The 20,411-nt window shown below is 54.5% G+C and carries 28 protein-coding genes; 1 reads left to right on the top strand and 27 read right to left on the bottom strand.

Annotation, left to right across the window (positions count from 1 at the left end):
• Positions 1-44: 44 nt before the first annotated feature.
• The 13 genes from AC07V9_RS06535 to AC07V9_RS06475 form a co-directional block, all read right to left on the bottom strand.
• On the bottom strand, positions 45-518 hold the full coding sequence (locus AC07V9_RS06535; protein WP_495014906.1) for a hypothetical protein: 474 nt from the start codon (positions 516-518) through the stop codon (positions 45-47).
• Positions 519-784: 266 nt separating this feature from the next.
• Positions 785-973, bottom strand: a complete 189-nt coding sequence (locus tag AC07V9_RS06530) for a hypothetical protein (protein ID WP_495014905.1) — start codon at positions 971-973, stop codon at positions 785-787.
• Positions 974-1,024: 51 nt separating this feature from the next.
• Positions 1,025-1,627, bottom strand: coding sequence for a hypothetical protein (locus tag AC07V9_RS06525; RefSeq protein WP_495014904.1), 603 nt, complete (start codon positions 1,625-1,627; stop codon positions 1,025-1,027).
• Between the two features lie 99 nt (positions 1,628-1,726).
• A complete protein-coding gene (locus AC07V9_RS06520; RefSeq protein WP_495014903.1) occupies positions 1,727-2,659 on the bottom strand; it encodes a hypothetical protein in 933 nt (310 codons plus the stop codon).
• 113 nt (positions 2,660-2,772) lie between these two features.
• On the bottom strand, positions 2,773-3,738 hold the full coding sequence (locus tag AC07V9_RS06515) for a hypothetical protein (RefSeq protein ID WP_495014902.1): 966 nt from the start codon (positions 3,736-3,738) through the stop codon (positions 2,773-2,775).
• An 88-nt stretch (positions 3,739-3,826) separates the two neighbouring features.
• Entirely contained in the window at positions 3,827-4,237 is a 411-nt protein-coding gene (locus tag AC07V9_RS06510) for a YoqU family phage-derived protein (protein WP_495014901.1), read from the bottom strand.
• Between the two features lie 800 nt (positions 4,238-5,037).
• Positions 5,038-5,685, bottom strand: a complete 648-nt coding sequence (locus tag AC07V9_RS06505) for a hypothetical protein (protein ID WP_495014900.1) — start codon at positions 5,683-5,685, stop codon at positions 5,038-5,040.
• 59 nt (positions 5,686-5,744) lie between these two features.
• Positions 5,745-6,065, bottom strand: coding sequence for a hypothetical protein (locus AC07V9_RS06500; RefSeq protein ID WP_495014899.1), 321 nt, complete (start codon positions 6,063-6,065; stop codon positions 5,745-5,747).
• Positions 6,066-6,091: 26 nt separating this feature from the next.
• The gene (locus AC07V9_RS06495) at positions 6,092-6,910 is read right to left on the bottom strand and encodes a class I SAM-dependent methyltransferase (RefSeq protein ID WP_495014898.1); all 819 of its coding nucleotides are present in this window, start codon (positions 6,908-6,910) and stop codon (positions 6,092-6,094) included.
• 74 nt (positions 6,911-6,984) lie between these two features.
• Complete coding sequence (locus AC07V9_RS06490; RefSeq protein WP_495014897.1) at positions 6,985-7,263, bottom strand: hypothetical protein; 279 nt, start codon at positions 7,261-7,263, stop codon at positions 6,985-6,987.
• 93 nt (positions 7,264-7,356) lie between these two features.
• Positions 7,357-7,938, bottom strand: a complete 582-nt coding sequence (locus tag AC07V9_RS06485) for a hypothetical protein (protein ID WP_495014896.1) — start codon at positions 7,936-7,938, stop codon at positions 7,357-7,359.
• Positions 7,939-8,052: 114 nt separating this feature from the next.
• Entirely contained in the window at positions 8,053-8,337 is a 285-nt protein-coding gene (locus AC07V9_RS06480) for a hypothetical protein (protein WP_495014895.1), read from the bottom strand.
• 327 nt (positions 8,338-8,664) lie between these two features.
• The gene (locus AC07V9_RS06475) at positions 8,665-9,081 is read right to left on the bottom strand and encodes a hypothetical protein (RefSeq protein WP_495014894.1); all 417 of its coding nucleotides are present in this window, start codon (positions 9,079-9,081) and stop codon (positions 8,665-8,667) included.
• 228 nt (positions 9,082-9,309) lie between these two features.
• On the opposite strand from AC07V9_RS06475, the gene AC07V9_RS06470 reads away from it, so the two are divergent.
• Positions 9,310-9,735 carry a hypothetical protein gene (locus tag AC07V9_RS06470; protein WP_495014893.1) on the top strand — a complete coding sequence of 142 codons (426 nt, stop codon included), beginning with the start codon at positions 9,310-9,312 and terminating at the stop codon, positions 9,733-9,735.
• A 111-nt stretch (positions 9,736-9,846) separates the two neighbouring features.
• On the opposite strand, the gene AC07V9_RS06465 is transcribed toward AC07V9_RS06470, so the two are convergent.
• From AC07V9_RS06465 to AC07V9_RS06400, 14 genes are all read right to left on the bottom strand, one after another.
• Positions 9,847-10,506, bottom strand: coding sequence for a hypothetical protein (locus AC07V9_RS06465; RefSeq protein WP_495014892.1), 660 nt, complete (start codon positions 10,504-10,506; stop codon positions 9,847-9,849).
• 6 nt (positions 10,507-10,512) lie between these two features.
• Positions 10,513-11,064 carry a hypothetical protein gene (locus AC07V9_RS06460; protein WP_495014891.1) on the bottom strand — a complete coding sequence of 184 codons (552 nt, stop codon included), beginning with the start codon at positions 11,062-11,064 and terminating at the stop codon, positions 10,513-10,515.
• Between the two features lie 514 nt (positions 11,065-11,578).
• Positions 11,579-12,103, bottom strand: coding sequence for a hypothetical protein (locus tag AC07V9_RS06455; protein WP_495014890.1), 525 nt, complete (start codon positions 12,101-12,103; stop codon positions 11,579-11,581).
• Positions 12,104-12,997: 894 nt separating this feature from the next.
• Positions 12,998-13,186 (bottom strand): hypothetical protein, encoded by a 189-nt coding sequence (locus tag AC07V9_RS06450; protein ID WP_495014889.1) that lies wholly within the window; start codon positions 13,184-13,186, stop codon positions 12,998-13,000.
• Positions 13,187-13,240: 54 nt separating this feature from the next.
• Complete coding sequence (gene orn, locus AC07V9_RS06445; protein WP_495014888.1) at positions 13,241-13,810, bottom strand: oligoribonuclease; 570 nt, start codon at positions 13,808-13,810, stop codon at positions 13,241-13,243.
• Positions 13,811-13,882: 72 nt separating this feature from the next.
• Positions 13,883-14,338 carry a hypothetical protein gene (locus tag AC07V9_RS06440; protein ID WP_495014887.1) on the bottom strand — a complete coding sequence of 152 codons (456 nt, stop codon included), beginning with the start codon at positions 14,336-14,338 and terminating at the stop codon, positions 13,883-13,885.
• A gap of 64 nt (positions 14,339-14,402) precedes the next feature.
• A complete protein-coding gene (locus tag AC07V9_RS06435; protein WP_495014886.1) occupies positions 14,403-14,654 on the bottom strand; it encodes a hypothetical protein in 252 nt (83 codons plus the stop codon).
• An 810-nt stretch (positions 14,655-15,464) separates the two neighbouring features.
• Positions 15,465-15,962, bottom strand: a complete 498-nt coding sequence (locus AC07V9_RS06430; RefSeq protein WP_495014885.1) for a hypothetical protein — start codon at positions 15,960-15,962, stop codon at positions 15,465-15,467.
• Between the two features lie 991 nt (positions 15,963-16,953).
• A complete protein-coding gene (locus tag AC07V9_RS06425; RefSeq protein ID WP_495014884.1) occupies positions 16,954-17,211 on the bottom strand; it encodes a hypothetical protein in 258 nt (85 codons plus the stop codon).
• Positions 17,212-17,268: 57 nt separating this feature from the next.
• Entirely contained in the window at positions 17,269-17,769 is a 501-nt protein-coding gene (ybiA, locus tag AC07V9_RS06420) for a riboflavin biosynthesis intermediates N-glycosidase (RefSeq protein ID WP_495015107.1), read from the bottom strand.
• Between the two features lie 14 nt (positions 17,770-17,783).
• Positions 17,784-18,191 carry a hypothetical protein gene (locus AC07V9_RS06415; protein WP_495014883.1) on the bottom strand — a complete coding sequence of 136 codons (408 nt, stop codon included), beginning with the start codon at positions 18,189-18,191 and terminating at the stop codon, positions 17,784-17,786.
• A 44-nt stretch (positions 18,192-18,235) separates the two neighbouring features.
• A complete protein-coding gene (locus AC07V9_RS06410; RefSeq protein WP_495014882.1) occupies positions 18,236-18,826 on the bottom strand; it encodes a glutathione S-transferase family protein in 591 nt (196 codons plus the stop codon).
• Between the two features lie 191 nt (positions 18,827-19,017).
• Positions 19,018-19,815 carry a hypothetical protein gene (locus AC07V9_RS06405; RefSeq protein ID WP_495014881.1) on the bottom strand — a complete coding sequence of 266 codons (798 nt, stop codon included), beginning with the start codon at positions 19,813-19,815 and terminating at the stop codon, positions 19,018-19,020.
• 135 nt (positions 19,816-19,950) lie between these two features.
• The gene (locus AC07V9_RS06400; RefSeq protein ID WP_495014880.1) at positions 19,951-20,409 is read right to left on the bottom strand and encodes a hypothetical protein; all 459 of its coding nucleotides are present in this window, start codon (positions 20,407-20,409) and stop codon (positions 19,951-19,953) included.
• Positions 20,410-20,411 lie beyond the last annotated feature (2 nt).

Here is a 20,411-nt window from a genome sequence, read left to right as displayed (position 1 = left end):
TTAGTAAAGCCCTCCATAAGCCGGAGGGCTTTACTAAAGTTGGCTCAACGAAGGTGCGGGGCGGCTCTCTCCTTGAGTAGCTCAAAATTATCGTAATCCAGGTCACCAACTGTGAATTCAAATGCTTCGTTGAGGAAACCGCGTAACCGTACAACCTGATCTGACAGTGTCGCTGGTGCGGGGTCCGCGACAGCGATCGTTGGCGTAGGACCGTAAACAAATTCCGCGCCTTCGACAGTGATGTAGCTGATAGAGGTGAGATCGTCGTCCGACTCGGCTACTTCGATGCAAAGCCCGTCCACGCTGTAAGAGACGTTAAGGGATGAGAATACGTCCTCCCCCAGTACTTGATCGATCAGTGATTCCATGGTTGGGAACTGATCTTTGAAGGCGCCCCAGTTTTCTGCCACTCGACACGATGCGTCGGCGTGATCGTCATTGGCGACATAGCCACAATGGATTTCCGAGCTACCAAGTGTCTGAAACTGGGTAAGGGTAATAGTCAGCGAGTTAGACATGGGTTCAGCCTGCGTTGATCGATGGCAGCTATTGTGGTGGAGCTTCTGGGGTGTCAGAAGCCCCTGCAGGCAGTCTCATTAGGCGTGGAGCCATAGCGGCCCAGTCCTAGCAGCCCTCAGGAATTGGTAACTTTCACCAACTGTCTGCGGGCACTCAGAGTGAACGATGAGAACATGAGCGGACCAGTGAATGAGAGAACTTCACTGAAGATTACGCGTCCGTCGCCACGTAAAAGACCGAAAGTGGGTTAGAGGATCACCCGCCTTTAAACGGTGGGGCCTGGGCCATTGGTCATGAACTCCACAAAAAACTCCAACCAAAGCCCGGAGTTTTCTGGGCCCAGCTGCAATGGATAGTGCTCTGGACTTTCAACGTGGCGGGCGCGGTAGTCGGCAGCGAAAGCCACAATGTCGGCTTTGACCTCTTCTACAAACTGGTCAAGATTCTGAGTCATGTAATCATCTCTTTGTGTGGTGGTGGTCGTTAAAAGCTGTTCGATCGTCGTTTACGAATTCACGCTTGATGGGTCGCGAATATCGCCCTCGAGCACAGCGATCATTGACCAATGTGCTTCAGGTCGCGCCAGGCGGGCCGCAATGAGTTCTAAGCGGGCCAGATCCTGTGTCAGAACTTCGAATTTGAGCCGGTCGCCCCAATGTTCGGCATGGCGGTTAACAACCTGAAAACCAACTATTGCTGGGCTGGAGCATGTTTGGAAGTGCTTGATAATCACCTTTTCAAAGCTTGATAGGGCACGCGCAAAGAACCCAGACTCGGGAGGGCAGAGCATCGTCAAATCTTCGATGGTCATGTCACGGATCGTGGCCTTGCCGTCGGTGCGCGCCATCCAGGTCGCATTGAATGCTGCCTTCGGGCGAATCCCGGTGATATCGAGTACCAGGCCAGTGTGGGGAGCAAACAGCCCGCAGTGAACGAGCTTACCGTTAACGGTTACGGCCAGGGCGCAGTCAGTCTGGGCGATGATGTCCAGAGCTACTGTCAGAAAGCTCGCTTGCAGGCAGGTTTCGCCCGGCTCAGTGGGAAGGTCGATCTCCAACGTCGAGTCGCCTGTAAGCAGCGTATGGATTAGCTTCTGGATGGGTTTCATGGGGCCCCCGGATAAGATGAGCACCCATGATCGGGTTGCGGCAGATGTGGCAGAAGCGACTGAAAGGTTTCTAGGACGGTCAGTCGCATCTGGTGAATGCTAGTTCTGTACGGTCCGGGCGCTGACGTCGTCCGAGTCAGTGTGCTCGGGAGTCAAGGCGAAAGGTGGAATATGCTGTCGAATTTCCTCTCGAAGTGCCTGCCTTGCTTCAGCTTCCGCTGCTTCGGAACGATACCCGGTGGCTGGGTCAGGGTAGCCGGGCCTCAATGCTTGTAGCACCTTCTCGGCGTCTGCTGGATCGATGTCTTTTGCCTGGGTCAGCATTGAGTTCAGGCGTTCTCGCTGCTGTTTCACATCCGCTTCATAAGCATCACTGAAATCCTGTTCGTTGTCTCTCCCAACGTGCCCAAGTGCAGCCTGTTCATTGAGGCTCTGTCGAGAGAGGGACTCACGTTCATTGCTAGCTGCCCTTTCAGTGTCCTGAATGGCGCCCATGAACTGATCGAGTTGCGTCGAATAGCTGGCCCGGCTGGTGGCGTACTGCTCAGCAGCACTAGGAATTCCGGCGATTCGGGCCGCCACTGGAGCTGTCAGGTTCCAGCCGATGTTTGCAGCTCCCGCCCCTAGAAACCCAACTGCAAGCGCGATTGTGCTGGCCTCGACGCATGACTTAACTACGTCGGACCATGGCTTGCGGTAGGGCACATAAGGTTTTTCTTCGCGCACTTCGACACTCGCTATCGGCTTACGAGCTTCGACGATGTTGGCGATCAATTGATTGGCTTCTCCCAGGCTTGTGAAGTGACAAAGAGGCCGAGAGTTCTGATCGTCTGAAAAGACGTAGGAGAGCTTGCTGTCAAACCCACCCCGCGCCACATCCTCTTCAGCGGAGCGCAGACAGATACCGTTCGACAGCAGGTGCTTTCTCACGTCACACAAAAAGCCAGGTGCCGAAAGCTCGACTTCACCCTTGCTGTCCACGTTGATGGTGATCTCTGCCGCGGATGCAAAGACGGTCAGCTTGAGTTCCATAGCTATGCTCTCAATGAGTTGGTTGTCACTCATTGTCGAGGTTGAGATTTCATCTGCAACCCAAAACAGGGCACTAAAATTCAGCCTGTCTCAGACTGGAGTATGGCCGGGTTTCAGGCCGCACCCTCGCTAGCTGGATTCGGACCGTGGACAAGAGCTTGAATTAGCTCGAGCGCCCTGACTGTGTCCACTTCGTCGCATTCGAAATTTCCGCACCCTGGGCATGCCGCATCTCCATCATCTTGAGGACTGGAATGGACGCGCAATTCTGCAGAACTGCCTAACCATCCGCATTTCCCACATTCAGCCAGATAGAATCGATCGGTAATCGGTTTCCTTCCAACACGATCCTTGAGCAACAATCCACGAATGGCGACTCCACCATCTGCAGTTTCGTCTCGCTGGCTGTTGATTAGCGTGAGTAGAGTTCTTGGCTGGATCAGCACCGGGCATCCCAGTGTTTCGAGATGGTCGTCTCCATCGCCTTGCCACACCCATACCGCAGCTTCTTCTGGGTTGTAAAAGCGGAGCTCGTTGACTTCTGCGCGGAGTCGAGAGATATCCGCATCCTGCGCCTTCGCATGTTCTGCAAGTCGCAAGAACTTGACCTTAGAAACGACCGTAGAAGCATCGACCAGATGGGCAGGTGGCGGAGTTGGAACCACACGAAGTGTTCGGCTCAAGCGATTGCCGTTGGCAAAGGCCTTATTGTTGATCTCAACCTGGCGTTCAAGCTCGTCCGCGATCTGAATGCAATGCTCGTGGTTGAACGACTGCTGACCACCACTGGCTGGGCCTGACTCAAGTAGCTGGCGAATGGCGCTCGCTCCTTGGGTCAGACAGTTGTTGTAGCCCTTCACATCCCATGAATCAGTGGCCCCCTGAGCTACTTGGAGCGTCCCGGCCAAGAGGTTATCCAACTGCAGGACCAGCTCTTCACCTTTTTCCCCAATAGAGGCACTGCCCGGTTTGAGGTTAGAGCGCATGGTCTGCCACAAGAGTCGAATGGCATCGAGTGTATCGTTTGCCACGCGAAGGGCCGACTTCAGATCAGTTGTCGTATCCAGCGAAGTAGTCACGTTGTTCAGTCCTAATGTGAGGATTAGATGGCCGAGCCATTGGAGAGCTGGATACAACCCTAAGCAGGTAAACGGTGTGCCAGAACCTTTAAGTGCTTGCCAGCGTGACAATGCCGAGCCTTTGGCCGGCCATGCGGACTTTGTCGAGATCTGCGTTTGGGTAGCCCCAGTGGTTCCACTCACGCTCGCCTGGGGGCGCTGGGGTGAAATATTCGTGACGCATCTGGTCGCCGGTCAAGATGAAGTCCCGCACCGCACGGATGAAGTCCCGCAGCCCACCGCCATGGCTGAAGCGCGGCCAATCCCGATCGCTATGTGTGTTGACCTGGGATTGGGTGGACTCATCAAGGATGAAGACCCGATCCTTGATGAGCTGGAGCTCAGCAATCCGGCCGCTGCTTTTGTGTTGAAAAAACTTGCGACCGCAACCTGCGATCTCATTAATGAACTGGTTGGCCAGGGCCAGGCGTCCGGTCCGATCTTCGAGTGAGTCAGTCAAGCCTCTTTCCTCATGCGTTGGGGGAGCGAGCCAATCTAACCTCAGAGCACCAGCAGTCCAGGGCTGTTTGGTCCAGCCAGGCCGCGAGCTCAGAGGTCGAGCTATTTATGCAGCTTCAAACCCTTTCATCGGATTTGAGTTCTCAATTCGCTCTTTGAAGAACGAGCCAGCAAATTGAATCGACGCCGCGGTAACAATTCTCCCTTGATTTCAATTCAATCCCGCGAAAAGCGGTGCTCCGAAATCCTGTGGCCGGCGGAAAGAAGAAGCCCCAGCATTGCTGGGGCTTTTTCCTATCATCCGTCATGATCGTTGCGTGGTTATCGCAGAGAGCGCAACAGGTAGGATTACTCCGCAGAGGGAGCAGGTTTGATTCTGCGCCGGGCTGGTTTTTTTGCTGGCTCTGATGGACCCAGCTTGGCTACGGCCGTGAGAATGGAAGTGCGCTCTCGGTCAATCCAGCGGGACGGAACTGGTTGTTCGCCGTCGATTCGGATGGAGACTTCATCTTTCAGCTTCTGATCGAATCCCCGAGGCAGTCTGGTGCTCGCAGAAAGGTTCAACAGATGGCGCGTCCAGTAGTGTTTCCAGGTGCCCTTTGGGCGTATCAACTCACGGGCGGCGAGCATGGCCACTGCGGATTTACCCATGCCCTTGCCTTGAATGGTTGAGGGCGGAAATGTTACAGATCGGTTCAAAACTATAATCCTCACAAGCTTGGATGCTGGCGACAATTTACTGCCTCCAGCGTGGCGAAAGTGTACCGGATGTAAGGACCGGCGTTTGTCCGGAAAATGCCGTCAAGTGGAGGGGGATGGTGCCAGGCCGATTGTGCTCTCTCCGCTGTAGAGAGAGTGTACTGAACCGTCGAGGAGTCGCACTTGAACCCACGAGTGGCCGTCACATGTGTATTCGTAAGCCCTTTCACCGGCGACCATCGCCCTTGCTTGATTGAGAGCTTCGCTATACGTCACTGAGCCTGCTGGTGGCGCATTAAAGGTTCCTGCGTGCGGAGCCGCATCGTCTGGTCCGCTTTGGCCATAGGGAACGTTGTACGGCGGCAAGAAGATGTTTTTGGCGAACATTCGGTCTTCGTACCAATTCGGAACCTCGTCACCAAAGATGCAACCAACGATAGCCAGTGCGTACGAATGGATCAGAGTCGGTGCGCTGAAGCTTTTCCCATCAGGCGCCTCAACGATCCATTGCCCTGAGCCCAAAGGGCGAGAGGAAAGTTGCCAACGCGAAACCGTTGGCATGACAGCCAGAAGAGCGTAAGGATTGTTGCCGGCATCGGGTGTGTCGAATGGCCCGAAGTCTCGTCCTTCGCTTCCAATGTCGCATTCCCAAGCATCCCATGGTGCCTGGAGCGGGGCCTTCTCCGGCAGATCGAGCGCCAAGGCTAGATAAAAGCTGAGCATGTTTCCTTGCAGAGAGCGGGTAAGCATGTGGGTCACCTTGTTTGTTGATGACCCATCTTCAAGGCAGGTGAGGGGTGGCAGAAGCGCTACCAGTGACGTGGCTCGTGAGTCCGTGCCGCTCGTTGCTCATCCCGAAACCTTTGTGCTTTCGAATCCAGGATTTCACACAACTGGGTATTTTTCGTGGACCATTCCACGGTTTCACCCCCACCGGGATTGGCACCGTGCCAACTGTTCTGAGCATCATCGAATGTTGCGTGGCCAGTCGACACCCACTCGAAATCATCACCATAGGTAACGTCCCATTCCGAATCATCACAGTCGGGATTCTCGAAGCATTCGTAGAATGCGAGCGACCATTTCCCGTCTTTCGATTGCCAACATACGTTCTCGCGGTTGAAGCTCATTCCAGTCTCCCAGCTCAACAATGATTTCAGCCCAGCAAGCTCATCTGCTCGGATTTGGCGTAGCGACCGCGCGATACACGCCGGGCAGACTGCTGGCATACCTTTCGAACCTGCTCTTTCCAGTGCCGGTTTTGAGAAGGGCGGCGATCAGCAACGAACTCATAAATCTGCCGTAGCTCCGCCTCACCGCCAAACAGGTCGAGGGCGTTGTCGACCAGCGAGCGCCATGTCGCTGGGCCGTCAACGAGAGCCGCTTGCGTCTCTTTGGACAGCCTCTGAAGGTAGGCCTGTTCGTGGTATAGGCTGAATCCAATCATCAGACGGCGCTGGTCTTTAGTGAATGTGGCGAAGACAAGTGGATGCTTTAGACCGGGGTAGATATTCCGCGGAATCATTTCCTGAGCCAGGGACCATAATTCGCTATAACGCGATACCCGCCCGGCCGTCTGGAAAAAGTAGGCTGGAAGAACAAACAGGCAACGGCTGCCCTCGGCTAGCAAGCGATGACATTTATCGAGAATGCGTTCAATCAAGGCCGTCTCGAAAGGCGGATTCCCAAGTACCACTGTGGGCCGATCCGGAATGTCGACCTGCAAAAAGTCACCAGTGATGATCGTGCGGCCAGTCAGGGTACGAGCTTGCTGAGCCAGCTGAGGGCAAAGCTCTACGCCAAGTGCTGGAACGTCGACCGGCAGAGCCTGTAGGAATCGGCCCGGACCGCATGTTGGTTCAAGTACGAAGTCATTGCTGGTCAGGTCGCTTAGGTGGGAGCGTACAAGTGCAGCGGCCGCCCACGCTGGTGTCGGATACTGTCCAAGTTCGTGAGGCGTTAGTTGCTGAATCATGTGAGTACTCTGGGAGAGTGGGGAACAGCCGGCGTCTAGCACCGGCTGAGATGTTTGATCACGCTCGCGGTCGATCAGTAATCGAGATCGTCTTGCTTGATCTGAGCGACCACCCAGTCCCAATAGTCTTCGATGCGAGTGCGTGCGAACGATTTGTCCGCTTCCCAGTTCTCTCGGGTGTGCCATTCATGCTCACCAGTACCTTCCCCAGCGGCAGCAAATTTGGCAATCAGTTCACTTCTGCTTGCCCCCAGGTCCTCGTAATCGAACGGCAGCTCACCTCTGTTGACATAGGGCTCATTGCCAGTTGCTGGCGTACCGTCTGAGGTGTTGGTTCGTGTGAGTTCAAACATGGAAATCTCCTAATTCGTTGAGCTTTCATCATCGATTAGGAGTCAATGTGGCAGAAGCCAGTCAGCTGGATATTTAGCTTTGATGGGGTGTATCTATCCGTGATGTTCGAACCCTAAGGTAGGGCTTGAATGCGAGCCGCTGGCGTTGGTTTCCGAACTCAATACCCCTTCTTCCTCCAGCATTGAGGAAACCCAGTCCCAGTACCCTCGCAGGGTGTCTTCAGCGGCGACTTCGAACTGCCAATCTTTCTTGCTGTGAGTCGGATGCTCACCAGCAGCTTCGTATTTGAGGCGGAGGCTTTCCGGGTCGAGCTCTTGGTCGGGTTCCAGCTCGAGCATCAGAGAAGGGATTGAAGCTACAAAATCCGATACGAGGGCTCCAAAGCCGGGCCTTCCTTCCCCGGTCCAGCCGTAGATGGCATCACGCGCCATCGCCTGGCTGTCGAATCGCACCTGCTCGCAGATGCCATTCGGATCCTGAGCGAAGTCGAGAATAGCGACATCCAGATCCGCGAGGTGTGACACGATCGCAGTGATTCCGTCACTCGAATTCAGGATGGTCCGTTTTCCGGTGATGCTGCTCATGGCCAGCAGCGCCCACCCTTTGTCCTGCATGGAGTTAACCAGGCAGTTGACCAGGTGCTGAGTGTGGCTTGAAGATAATGCAGAAGACATGGGGGCATCTCTTAGGAGGTTGACCTACAGAATGTATCCCCGTGAGGTGTGGCAGAAGCGGTTAGCCCCAGCCGGCACCAGATCCCCGAGTGCCGATCGATGCCGAATGCAGCATTAAGACCCGGTCTGAACAGAATCGCTCAGATACTTCGAATCGAACGTGTCGATGGGAACTTCAATGCCCCACCATTCCAAAGCCTTCTCACGAAATAGTTGCCAATCGGCAGCTGAGGGGCGGCCGTGAGTACACAGACGGCACTCTGGGAGGCCTGCCATCTGTTCGGTAATGGTGTGGTGCAAATCGATACCAAACCGGCCAAATCGCCCGACAGTCGAACCGTCGCTTGCCTGCAGCCAGCAGGTATCACGCAGGTGTGAGGCTTCAAGCCAATATTGCATGGTCAAACGGCTCCATGTGGGAGTGTAGTAAGGAGTGCTACGGGATCAGACCGTACAGATTCAACTTCTCACCGTAGCAATGGATCGAGTTTATTGTGAATCTGGGTTTGAAATGGCAGAAGCTATGAATCGGCGAAGTCGCAAGCCTATCCTGGCGTTCAGTAGCAAAACGGACTTAAACTCTAGGTTCTAAGTCCGTTTGACTGCTAGAACCTCATCCCGGCCGAGAACCTAGCTATCCGCAATGCTGCAGTTAGATTATCAATCTTGGTGAGCTGAGAAAACTCAAGCAGTACCGTGGTCGTTGCCGTTGTGGCCAGGCTGCACTCAGTGTCCTACCTCGTCCATATACTTACAGAATTGGTCCCGCGCTCCACTCTCGGGGGTATACATCCCAGCCGAGGCAATGAATTTCATCGTGACCTTCGAGCCTGCCCCTTCCTTGGATACGAGCAGATTGAGTGGGGCGGTGCGTTGACTCAATGCCACGTTTTGGTAAGCCGACAGGACCCCTGTCTTTACGTCGGCGCTCTGGACGAAGAATCCCTCCATAGCCAACATGCGAGAGGCATTCTTGAAGGCGTCTGCGTAGGGTGTTCCTGGCAGAACCGCATAGGTCGAGAATTCCTTGCCGGCAAAAATGCTGCCCTGACTTTGGAAGTTGTCCTCGCACTGCCGTCCAGTGTGGGATGCACAGCCTTGGAGCAATGTTGCGGCCATCAGTACAGCCAGCATCTGACGCATTTTTCGATCCTTGTCGTTGAGATTCTAGCCCGCGTGCTGCGGGAGTTGAACGCCGGTCATGATAACGACGGGATACCCAGATGCCGAGTTGAAACCTGATGTCCAAATTCGACATGGGGGCCGCTGATGCAAGGACGGAGCGATAAATTCCGGCCGCAGGTTTTGGGGTGCTCATCGAAGATGAGTGATTTAAGGTAATGCGCTCGATCGTTCTATTAGGAAATGCGCATGCAAGTCTCACGCTTCAACTGGGATCGCTTTGAGAAGGTCGACGTCTTCGACTTGAAGGAGGGCGATCAAGTGATTGTCTCTGACAGCCTGGTCAAGGTGACTGGCCCCGCCTACAAAAAGCAGGGTCAAATTCATCTTCCGGCATCACCAGCCAATATGCCTGTGATATTGGTTGATCTGTCCGACAACGCGGTAACACGCGCAATGGATCACGTCGGTTCTTCGGTCCATGATTTCGGCGACGGTACATCAATCATTGCGGAGCTGGATGGTAGTTCCGATTATGTCTACTCGCCGCGGTTGCCCAAGGAGGAGCTTGAAATGTTCTGTAAACAGCACATGGCTTCGTATGAGGCGTTTTACAGGGCGAACGAAGCGGCTATCGATGATGGGCAGAAATTGCCGCTGGAACCCTGGTGGTGAACCCTGTAACGCATTCACGACTTGCTGGCGGCGTTATGCGCGTCAGATGGTGTGTCTGCCGCCCAGGAAAGCCCCTGCTGCTCTGATGTTTACGCAGGGCAGCAGCGGCTTTCAGCATGGGTAAAGGGTAAGCACGTCGGCTAGAGGGCGACCGGTCTTATAAATTTGGGCTCCGATCGCCTTAGAATTTCTTGCTCTAACCCAGCCAGTGGCATCGTCGTTTCGAACAAGCAGTGCATTCCGAAATTTGAGGAAGGGATCGACCAACCCATAATGCTTCCTTGCGATGGCCAGCAAGGGTGCAAACTCAGCAAGCTGATTGGAATCCTCGAACTGGATTTCAGATAAGTCCACGCACAGATCCAAATCACCTGGATTGGCCGCCAGCGCAGCCATCGACCCAAAAACGGTGATCAATCCTGAGTATTCAAGGCCGGCAATCTCGGCAATGATACGCGCCAGAATCATTGTCGACTCGCCCAGCGGTTCAGGCCTGCCCGCCGCCACGATCTGAAGCGCCCTAGCATGAATCCGCGACGCAAATACGTCATCCATGACCGCGGACTCGTTGGAAAGCATGGTGCGGAGCACTCGCGACGGCGTACCTTCGATAACCCCGCTCGGAAACCAGACTACATTGTCGACGTTGTCGTAGCAGATCCCCTCTAGCTCAAGAAGAACTCGCGCCCTGAGCAAGAAATCAGAAGGGCAGTTCTCAAGGGGAGGGGTGGGGATGTGGCGAATGCTCACCAGTTCGATATGTCTGCGCATAAGGCCTCAGTGAAGCGTTCCATGGGACGAATTATGCCTCGGTGCGATCACGACTTCGAAGTCGTCAGGCACCTGGCCTATGGGTAATTCAAACGTGCTGCTGGTCGGCCAGCCAAAAACCTCATCACTCCAGGATGCACGCCGTACGGCAGCCGGCACGTCAGCCCACTGCGAGTGCTTTACCCATGCGAGAAATTCATTGGATGATTGCCCGCTGGCGCGCTGCAACCGAGCAAGCTGTCCGGCGAACTGGACAGTAGCCTCTTTGGCCGGACCAGATGGCGAGTCCACTGGCAACTCCAGGACCTGATGTTTATCGGAGCACAGACGCTTGATGTGCTGAGCGTGTGAGCGTGCCCAAGCCATCTCGTTCCACCCTGCAGGCAGCGTCAGTGCTTCAAAAGGATCCGTTGTGAGCGTGTGTATAGCGCTCTGGCCACAGCTGGTTGTTTGGCTCCAGTAAACCTGTCCAAGTCGCGGATGGACTGCAGCGATGCAGACCATCGCGTCGCGGTGTTTCGAATGATGCAGCTGATTGGCTAAACGAGTCGGATACATGAATGGCTCCTGTTTCACACAGGCACACATTCAAAGCGGATCTATTGTGTGGCGGAAGCCCTGTGCGAGCGTAGCTTCGAGCTCTCGGCCATGAGGTCATCCTTCGCGCGCGACTGCGTAGGAATGCCTGCGAGGAACCGATAGGTCTGATGGAGTGCCGATTCAGCTGGTTCGCTGGAATCAGCGGCCCCTATTGAGATGCCGGGTTGAGTATCGAGGGCGTACTCAATCAGATCCATCATGTCAGTTTTGAGCAGAAATCCTCGCACTAGCTTTTGATTAAACTTGGCCTGCGCACTTGATGAGATCGTAGAGTAGGTCCGGGCAACTATTTCGTATTGCCTGGCATCCATCTCCGCATTCTTCCACACATGGTCAGCCGCTGAGATACCGCCCCATCCGGCCAACAGTGAGGCCACTGCCCACTGAAGGGTGGAACGTTGGGAATGCCGACTGCCGGCAGAGGTGGTGACGTCGGATTCGTACAATTACTACATTACCTTCGACAGGAGGTTTATCGACATTGAATCCCAAACTTGGTGTACAGCAGTACGAGGTCCCGGCTATACCGCCGATACGGATGATCATCACGCAGGACATCGGAAAAACCTTCCCCATACTCACGGGTCAGCCCTTTACGCATCACCCAATCGACAAAAAGGGGTCTGATCACAAATTCTGCTAAGCCCCTTGTCTCGTGTACCCAGGAAAGCTCCGCTGCCGGGGTCGTGATCTTTACGAGATTGTCAGCTCCCAGTACGTATGTCACGGGCCACGACTCTCCGGTCGTGTCCATTGCGATGGTGAACCATGTATCGCCACTCGGGGCCAGGGAGAGTTTCGTCCGTGAGCGGATACGGTAAGCATTTCGCACCATGCCCTCAAATGCGAAGCCTGGCACGAAGGTCGCTTTATCTCGGCCCACCATCAGTACTGGGTCCAGATAGTCAATTTGATCGCGAAGAATGCGAGAGAGCTCACCATCCAGCCGGCGCATGTAAAACGGGTCGGTGTAGACCTTGGGTTTGGACTCGCTCATTTCGACCAACTCCTCCAGTGGGACTGAAACGTTCTCAAGATGGGGCATCTGCTTTACAGAGCTTAACGCTATGCCTTGCGTCCACCCTCTATCACGCTAAGGCCCGACAGCACCCGGTGTCGATGTAGCCTCGCTTCCGTCACATGAACGCCGTCTGCAAAGTCACTGAAGAGTTGAGCTGCGTCTTTAGCTGCAGGGCCAGACTTGACGCTAGCCAGTCCGACCAGACAGATCAGTTGCAGCACAGCGTTAAGTCGTCTGCGTTCGACGATCGCCAAACTTTCATCGGATGGAAATGGGCGTCGTGCTTGGGCCAGCGCATTGAGGCAATGATCAGTAGTTCTGATTTGACTGCTATCGATGTTCGTGCCGGCCAGCGCAATGCTCAGTAGAGATTGCATCTTGGGCGTTTGGGGGAGAGTGATGGGTGCGGAGGTCATCAGGCCAAGAATGTGAAGGGTGAACAACGATCTTACCCCACCCCCGAATGGACAATGCCTTTGCAGGGGCTTTGAAATCTCACTGAGACTTTGAACTGACCTTGGCAGCTTGAATCTGCCTGGAGAGGGCGCTCACCTTGTCGACGTTATACGCTGCAATCCACGCGGCCAGCACCATGCAGATCATGGAGCCGTGTTGGACGTAGAATCCTCCCGAGTGGAAGCTGACGTAACCGGAGCCAATAGCAACTAGCGTCGAGACAATCGCGTTTCTATCTCCACGTCTGCGGACTGCAAGGGCATCACGAATCTGACCCTGCACAGGGCTTACCTGAATTCCGTGGGGATTAGGGGTGTTCATTGACTGCGGTTTACCTCTGTTATTGACGTGACCCACTGTAACCCTCGGGGGAGAGTGCCAGAAGCCCTGGGGAGCGAAGCCGGCAGAGTGTACTCAACTCACATACTCAACCGCCGCATCATACAGAGCAGTCGCATCACGAACAGCCTGCCGGACGGCAAAATCCATAGCCTGATCGTCGTCTTGATCGAGTGTACCTGCTTCTACCTGCCCCTCGATTAGGGCCAGTGTGATCTGAGCTACGCGCTTTTTGCGCTGGGCTTGGTTCAGGATGGTATTCATCTTGATGATTCCAAAAAGGTCGGGGTGGCATGCTGGATTTATGAGCTTTACCTGTTAACACCCAAGAAATGGCACCAGCAAGCCACGGTAGATCTGAGCTTCGTTCACCGATTCGAGAATATCATCAAGCGCCCGGTGGCATTTGCGTTTGGCGGGCTCAAACTCAGGGGAGACCAACTTCAGGAATTCCTTCACGGCACTCACATCAAGATTCCGGTAGTACAGGTAGGCATCGAGCACGGGCATCTGGGCCTCAATGAACATCCGATCGAAGTGAATGCCATTCCCGCACAGTGGGGCGCCTTTGACCCCCACACCGTGTTCACGATAGAACTCAATTAACCCTGCTTCAGCGGCCTCAAGTGAAATGGCGGAATGCGCCACATCGTTGAGCAGTCCGTTATCTGTGTGCATGCGCAGGACCGTGTCGTCGCACAGGGACAGGACCAGATCCATGGGTTGCTGGACTACTACCGAGTAGGTGCCAAGGACGTTGAAATGATCGTCAGTGACAACAGCCCCCAACTCAAGAATGCGATGGTCGTAAACCTTGCGCTTATTGAGTTCGGTGAAGCCGGTGGTCTCAAGATCAAGCCATGGTAGCTTGCGAGCGGGCTGGGACATCATGGTGCTCCTCTAAGATGATGTCCCATTGTCGTGGCCTAATGGAGGTGCCACCAGCCCCTAACGATCATCTCACGCTGAGCGCGGGTCAAAGCAGTGTGCAGGAGGGATACCGGCCAGGTCTCGAATAGTCTCGAAGTTATGGCTTGCTGCCCAGGTGCCAGACTCGACGTTGAAGCTTCCTCCAACGGCGACAGGAAATGGGATTCGGTCGACACTGCCGTAGATTTTGGGAGCTGACTGCATAGCGTGCAGTTGCTTTTCATAGTCTTGGAAGGCGATGCGATTGAAGTGAGCAACCAATTCATCAGTCAGCACGCTGGGTGCGCCGCACGCGATCAAGCCAATCTGGCCGTTGATTGCGAGGTCAAAAGTTTGTTTGTCCTGATCGCAACGAGCCGGATCGTAGGCCAGGGTTTCGACCCGAACCGTCAATCGATGTTGATCCCCGCTTCGCAGCTGCAGCAGGTAATGATGCTCGCCCTGGTAGGCGCTGATAAATGTGATGTTTGAAACGCTGGCAACCATTGAGCAATCTCCGATCGTTGAGTAGATGTGACAATGATCGGGTTCGTCAGAGTGTGCCGGAACCCTAAATCTCGGGCTCCTGATAGTTAGGACTCATTTTCCTCCCATCGGGCGTTGCATCCCAGATGTTGCTGTGTTGACTGTCCCGTTTGATTAAGCCCAGCCGCTCGAGCGAGGCAAGGGTATCGACGTTGCAGACGCGAGCCCCGTTGATTTCAACGGCACTACCATGAGAGTTCCGCGCGCTCCATCCTTGGCTCATCCACTCCATCACACGGGCTTGAGCTACAGATAGCTTGATTTTTTTATCAGCCAATTTTCAACCTCTGTTAATTACTGACCCAGGGCTTGAGCAGCCTGCCGGTTCGTTGTCAGTGTAACGGCAATTACTTCAACTGATCACCTCAAGGGGCAATCACGGTTTCACTTGCTGTTACCCCTGATACGACCGGGTATTCGTAAGCCGTACAGATTTGAGTCCAATGATCGCGCAAAAAAATGGGTAGGAGGGTTCTGGCACGCCCGAAATCGATTGAAGATGGCCACCTCAAAGAACACTGCCGCCGAAAGCGCGCCGGGGGCAGGCAATGAATATTGCGCGCAAAACTATCGGAGAACTTATGGTCACTCATTACTCGCAAGGCTTGAACAGCTCCTCCTGCGGCCGTACCGGTGCATCTCTCGCCACTACCCAGGAACGCGAACAGGTCAGCTGTAAAACGTGCCTGCGTTCGCTTGGTAAGCCTTCGGCACAGGCTGTGGCAACCAGCTTGCCGTCAACCGCTGTCAAAGCCGCCGATGCTCGGCCTGCCAAACCTGCTCGGGTCGCGACTAGCGCGAAGCAGCAGGTGTCCAAGCAGACAATGAAGATCAGTGCCAGCGCATCGTGGCGCAATCGTCTGGCGCGAATTCCCGGTCGCAATCGTCTGCCCCGCGGTGCGCGTCAGACCTTCATCTGACAGCAACAGCGGCGCGAATCGGCGCCGCCTTTGTTGCTTGCAACAGCAACGCAACAGCTGTGCAACACTCACGTCTTCACCTGATAACTCAGGACTAACAAAAAGCCGGCAATCGCCGGCTTTTTCACACGTCATCTTCAACAACCGCGATGGGCAATTCCCAGACATCAGAGTTTAGTGACAGCTACCGTCAGCTCCCAACTCCCGTTTTTACCCGAACCGGACATCTCCGTTTTAGCGCCGCTTTCAGCGACAAATTCGTTGCCCATCTCAATATGATGGGTGGTCGGCAGGTCTAGTTTCAGACCAGAGCCGGCGTCACTCTCATGCTTAATGGACAGAAGCGCTCGATAATCCAGATCGCATGTCACGAGTATCTTGCCGTTAGTCTGCATTTTTGGCGTTACGCTGAACTGAAATCCTGTAACTAAAGGTTCGCTCACTCGTTTGGGGATTTTGCCTTCAGTCGTGATGATTTCGGCAGTTTGCAGTCGATGTTGGGTGTTGCTGAATTGCCCAGTCACATCTTCCGGGATTTCAGCGACATAGTCCCCAGCAGGCTTTCCGTTGAAAGTGAAGTGTGCTTCAACTTTGTAAGACTGCTCGGCGTGAGCGGTGGTTGCAAACAAGGTGGCCAGGGCAGCTGTAAGGAGTGCAGATTTCATAGACATCTCAGGTTAGGAGTTCGCCTGAGATTAATTGAACTGAATGGTTGTGCAACCCAAAACAGGCTGCTGGAATTCAGGCCTCAGATCGACCGATCGGCAGTCCTTACCGGAAGAGTGCTTTGAGGGATGACACTCACCTCGACATCCTGGAACTTCAATTCGTGGTGAAGGAAGCTCCCAGCTGGACGATCGCTGAAAACGAAATTGCAGACGCAGTACCCTGCAGTTGTGACCTTTTGAACAGTCATCGGAAGGCCCAGCATCGGGTTCTTAGCTACGACCTTGTCGCCTTTGCAGAACAGAATGGACATCAGTAAGCCCTCAATCGGTCAGTGGTGGCCTATCTTCTGTCGGCAGGGCGTGTGTCAGAAGCAGCCAGATGACATTCGGCTCCAGCGTGGAACGTCCTGGGCGCGAAGGGGTGGGATAGCGGCGATTAAGTCCTGAAGAAATGAATTACCGTCGCTGCCAAAATGCTCGATCCTATCCAGGCAAGGACACCGAGTCGCCATGCCGCCGGTCCCTGTCTGAATGGGTCCCACCCCCAGTTCCACAGCACAACCATCGGCAACCATTGGAGGCCAGCTTTTGGAACCTGACTGATGTCGCCACCTTTCAGCGCGGTGATCAGCGCTAATAGAATCAGAACTGTGGCGAACCATTGAACCGCCTTGCACGTGCGGACATGTGAGGGGCTGGATAACTTAACACCAAGGACATGCATGACTTCACTCGGAGGATGAACTGAGCCCCGTTATAGGGTTGGGCATCATGAGTGGCAACTCAAAACCTAGGTTCGGAATTATGCTTGCCGGCGAGCTTGGCAATCTTCAGTGAGGGAATTGAAGCCAGCCAGATATTCATTGTATTGGCGAGTCCCCGATTTCAGGTTTTTCAGTGCAGATTCTTCAAGGGTCAGACTGTCGCGTTTAGCGCGCAGACCTTCGCTGAAAGCAAGTGATTGACGATGTGTTGGGCTCGACATGATTCAGATTTTCGGTTGCTCAATGGCCAATTCAATTCGTTCCCAAGGTACTTCCAAGAGTCGTTCGGCTTTGAAACGACCAGCCTTCTCAAAATCGACAATTGGCAGCGGTGTCTCATTTGTCGCCTGGCCACGATACCCGACGATCTCGCCAGCACGATTCTTGTAGCGTCGGTTTTCCGCAAGTGTCAGACGGGCAAGCCACAAGTCAGTGAATTTGACCTTCGTTCCGATAGGCAGTTTAGTGACGGGAGTTATCATCAACGCTCCATTGCTGGTGGTGAGTATCGGTCTGGTTTGTTTCAATTGTAACGGGGCTCAGGCATAAATCCTGTGGGGAGAGCCGTTCAAAACTTCATCCTGGATCACGCCTCGGACACTCATCAGTTGCTCGCCGAGCAGATTCAATCCTCGCCAGTTACGTTGGTCGAAGATCCTGGTGTTTGTTTCCCAAACACCCACGCCGTAGATCGTATCGCTACCGCTTGCCTCCACGAGTAGCAACTGATCCGTCTCGAGCAATGCGGCTTTCAAGTCATCATGTTGAGTGAATTTTGCATACAGGCCGTGCCAGAGGATTGTTCCTCGTCTTGCGGCCCATATCGCCTCGTCATAGCCGGTGACGAGGCGACCGATCCTCTTGTGCTCAGCAGGATCTGGGGTAGCCATGATTTCCGCTGCTCGGACTTCATCCCCGAAGAGCATGCTCTTGGCGAACATGAGGTACTGCTCGATGCAGGCGAATACCCTTCCTCGGATTGTTACTGGCCGCAGATACCAGTTGCTATAGATCTCTGCTCTATTGTGAAACAGGAGCATCCCGTTGGCGGTTATCACTGTGCTCCACCGTAGCTCGCTCGAGCGTCCTTAAAGAGTTCCAAAATGAATCCGGCCGAACGGCAGCAGTGGTAGATATTCAGACCCGGCTCGGAGGATCGAACATTCTCCACCCGCGTCATCACTCCCTGCGGCCAGCTATCAAGGACAGCATTCTCGGGTTGCTCCCCGAACTTCGCTCCTGGAGTTGCAGTAACCACAATCCCACATAGGTTGGCGCTGCGCTCTTGCTCGTCAGCCAAGCTGGCGCTGCCATCCGCATGAATCAGGTGGAAGTGTTTTCCGGGCAGTTCCAGCGCCAGCATAGAGGCGGTGATCTCGCTCGGGCGGATTAACTGCCGATGACCGGACACAACGATAAGTCCATTTGTCTTGAGCTGGTTGAGGATCTCGAGAATGTCCATGTGTTGCCTCGGGAGGGCCAGCATGGGCTGACCCTGAGAAAGGATTAGGCAGCTTGGCAATCAGCTTTCGCGGCGATGCTGGCTTGAAATGCTGGAAGCGAGAACAGTCGATCAGCATAGGCGGAGAGGTCTCGGAAGCTTTTCAGGCTGAGCCCTGCCTCTTTTGCTGCCCACAGCCACGGGCCAATGGTCACATCCATAATGCTGATCTGGCTGCTGGCGAAGTAAGCAGTGCCCTGAACCATACCGTCCATCTGGTGCAAGTATTCGCGCAGCGACTCCTGAGCCGACTTGTTGCCAGCCTTTGCAGCGTCCAGCAGTGGAAACAATTCGCGGTGGAAAGATCGTACCTGCTTGCGGTAGACCGCACGGCTGGCAGCGTTGGCAGGAAGGAGAGGGGGCTGAGGATGAACCTCCTCGACATACTCCAAGATAATGTCAATCTCAGAGGTGGTTACGTTTCGATCTGAGAGCGAAGGTGATTCGGTGACGTCCGCTGCCAAAGCCAGCTTGGTATTCGCCGCGATGTCCAACTCAACGTATTCCAGACCTTTTACTTCGGCGGCAAATTTGACGATGTGCGACTTAACGCAGTTGGCAGAAGTGAAAAGCTTGGTGATGGTAGAAATGGACATTTTTGCTACTCCGTTGTGCTTGGCTGATGTGAGAATAGTACACGCAGCAGCGTTTACCTGCAAGGATTTAAGCCCGTTTTTACTCACTTTCGCGTTTCCTATCTTGGGGAATGAATGCGCCGAAAAGTAAGAAGCCCGACCTTTAGCCGGGCAATGTCGAAGGTGTTTAAATTCCTCGATCGGGAGGTCTGCTACGCAGCCTTGGCTAGCGCAGGTGCGAGATGCAAGGCTTGTACAGCGCTCTCTCGCTCACCGTGACTCAGTGTCCATCCTAACTGGATGACTGCGCTGTCCACGATTTGCTCAGTCAGCGCAACGGTGCCCGGGAACGTATAGGTCGGGGATGGCGTTCGCGCAGTTTCCACCACACGCTGCACTTTTTTCAGGCTCTGAACTTTTGTTGCCACTAGGACTAATGCAGCTAACGAAGTGTTCGGGTACCCACCCTTGATGGCGTTGGCTATGTCAAAAGGGTCGCGGTCGATCAACTCGCCATCAGGAATTTGCGCGATTCGCGCCATTGCATCCCGCTCCTCGGTAATGAAGTCCAGTGGTAGGGCTGCATCGACCCCGCTTTCCAGGCTCGGATACACAGGTACACCGTTGTGCCATCCGTGGAATCGCAGTTGAAGCATGTACGTGCCCCACTCGCGGTCAGTAAGCTGCTTTGGCATTTTGGGATGCAGCGGCTTGAAGCGCTCGTAGAAGGCCCGATCCACCAATTGAATCATCATCCGAACAGCCCGGTTGCATACTTGATGATCTGCTACGTCATCCGCGCGATTTAAGGCCCCATTGGCATAAGACTTTTCCATTGCTGCCTCAGGCAGAAGCTGGCGCAGCAGTTCGAAAGCGTATTCCAGGTATAGGGGGTGGCGAACGGGGATGAACGGAGTGCCGTTGACTTCCCCAGCGATGTGATCGGCGCGGATATCACCCAGCAGCTCGATCAGGTCTTCGGGAGTGAATTTGCGAGTATTGACGGTCATCTTGCGTTTCCGAGCTGATTTAGGATGCAGTCATCATCAGCCGGCGTGGGGTGTGGCAGAAGCAGCTCACAACTCGACTCAGTGCGATCAGGCATTCCTTTCCCGGCGAAGGAACTGACTCTATGCGGTCAGCGGCTACGGCATGACCTGGCGTGCTTCGAAGATGTGGAAGGTCAGGCGCATGATTACGGCGTGCAGGGATGGCGCGTCATAGCTTGAGGGATGAAAAAGCCGCTTAGCGGTCGGTTCATCGAGGCCAAAACACGATTGGACCGCTCGCCAGCCGAAAGCTGGTTCGTGATCGTCTGATGGGTTGTGATAGACCGGCCCATGTCGCGTCAGGATCAGATCCTCGAATCGATCGTCGAGGCAGGCATGGCCAATCGCACAAAGCGAGAAGGCTTTATCTGATCCCACCGGAGCTTTGCCTATCCAGCCTTGTCCGCTATCCGATGACTGTTCATTCAAAACAAACGCTGCTGGCTGGCCCAGTGCAGCCCCCATCGCTTGGGTCGCATGCCAAGTGCCGGCAGACACCTCATTCAAAAGTTGAGCAAGGGTTTCGAGTCGATCTAAAAATGCGGAGGTGTGCATGC

The organism is Pseudomonas sp. GW821-FHT02A11 (assembly GCF_059421985.1).
The sequence above is the reverse complement of the archived record's forward strand: the minus strand, read 5'-3'. Positions and strand labels throughout refer to the sequence as shown.

Bases quoted from the DNA above. Each gene is read 5' to 3' on its own strand.
- AC07V9_RS06495 (WP_495014898.1), bottom strand. From the start codon at position 6,910: ATGATTCAGCAACTAACGCCTCACGAACTTGGACAGTATCCGACACCA.
- AC07V9_RS06410 (WP_495014882.1), bottom strand. From the start codon at position 18,826: ATGTCCATTTCTACCATCACCAAGCTTTTCACTTCTGCCAACTGCGTT.
- AC07V9_RS06485 (WP_495014896.1), bottom strand. From the start codon at position 7,938: ATGTCTTCTGCATTATCTTCAAGCCACACTCAGCACCTGGTCAACTGC.
- ybiA (WP_495015107.1), bottom strand. From the start codon at position 17,769: ATGCTCCTGTTTCACAATAGAGCAGAGATCTATAGCAACTGGTATCTG.
- AC07V9_RS06430 (WP_495014885.1), bottom strand. From the start codon at position 15,962: ATGAAATCTGCACTCCTTACAGCTGCCCTGGCCACCTTGTTTGCAACC.
- AC07V9_RS06520 (WP_495014903.1), bottom strand. From the start codon at position 2,659: ATGGAACTCAAGCTGACCGTCTTTGCATCCGCGGCAGAGATCACCATC.
- AC07V9_RS06480 (WP_495014895.1), bottom strand. From the start codon at position 8,337: ATGCAATATTGGCTTGAAGCCTCACACCTGCGTGATACCTGCTGGCTG.
- AC07V9_RS06465 (WP_495014892.1), bottom strand. From the start codon at position 10,506: ATGCGCAGACATATCGAACTGGTGAGCATTCGCCACATCCCCACCCCT.
- AC07V9_RS06400 (WP_495014880.1), bottom strand. From the start codon at position 20,409: ATGCACACCTCCGCATTTTTAGATCGACTCGAAACCCTTGCTCAACTT.
- AC07V9_RS06440 (WP_495014887.1), bottom strand. From the start codon at position 14,338: ATGGTTGCCAGCGTTTCAAACATCACATTTATCAGCGCCTACCAGGGC.
- AC07V9_RS06460 (WP_495014891.1), bottom strand. From the start codon at position 11,064: ATGTATCCGACTCGTTTAGCCAATCAGCTGCATCATTCGAAACACCGC.
- AC07V9_RS06415 (WP_495014883.1), bottom strand. From the start codon at position 18,191: ATGGACATTCTCGAGATCCTCAACCAGCTCAAGACAAATGGACTTATC.
- AC07V9_RS06535 (WP_495014906.1), bottom strand. From the start codon at position 518: ATGTCTAACTCGCTGACTATTACCCTTACCCAGTTTCAGACACTTGGT.
- orn (WP_495014888.1), bottom strand. From the start codon at position 13,810: ATGTCCCAGCCCGCTCGCAAGCTACCATGGCTTGATCTTGAGACCACC.
- AC07V9_RS06525 (WP_495014904.1), bottom strand. From the start codon at position 1,627: ATGAAACCCATCCAGAAGCTAATCCATACGCTGCTTACAGGCGACTCG.
- AC07V9_RS06450 (WP_495014889.1), bottom strand. From the start codon at position 13,186: ATGAATACCATCCTGAACCAAGCCCAGCGCAAAAAGCGCGTAGCTCAG.
- AC07V9_RS06490 (WP_495014897.1), bottom strand. From the start codon at position 7,263: ATGTTTGAACTCACACGAACCAACACCTCAGACGGTACGCCAGCAACT.
- AC07V9_RS06470 (WP_495014893.1), top strand. From the start codon at position 9,310: ATGCAAGTCTCACGCTTCAACTGGGATCGCTTTGAGAAGGTCGACGTC.
- AC07V9_RS06475 (WP_495014894.1), bottom strand. From the start codon at position 9,081: ATGCGTCAGATGCTGGCTGTACTGATGGCCGCAACATTGCTCCAAGGC.
- AC07V9_RS06405 (WP_495014881.1), bottom strand. From the start codon at position 19,815: ATGACCGTCAATACTCGCAAATTCACTCCCGAAGACCTGATCGAGCTG.
- AC07V9_RS06425 (WP_495014884.1), bottom strand. From the start codon at position 17,211: ATGATAACTCCCGTCACTAAACTGCCTATCGGAACGAAGGTCAAATTC.
- AC07V9_RS06530 (WP_495014905.1), bottom strand. From the start codon at position 973: ATGACTCAGAATCTTGACCAGTTTGTAGAAGAGGTCAAAGCCGACATT.
- AC07V9_RS06505 (WP_495014900.1), bottom strand. From the start codon at position 5,685: ATGCTTACCCGCTCTCTGCAAGGAAACATGCTCAGCTTTTATCTAGCC.
- AC07V9_RS06455 (WP_495014890.1), bottom strand. From the start codon at position 12,103: ATGAGCGAGTCCAAACCCAAGGTCTACACCGACCCGTTTTACATGCGC.
- AC07V9_RS06500 (WP_495014899.1), bottom strand. From the start codon at position 6,065: ATGAGCTTCAACCGCGAGAACGTATGTTGGCAATCGAAAGACGGGAAA.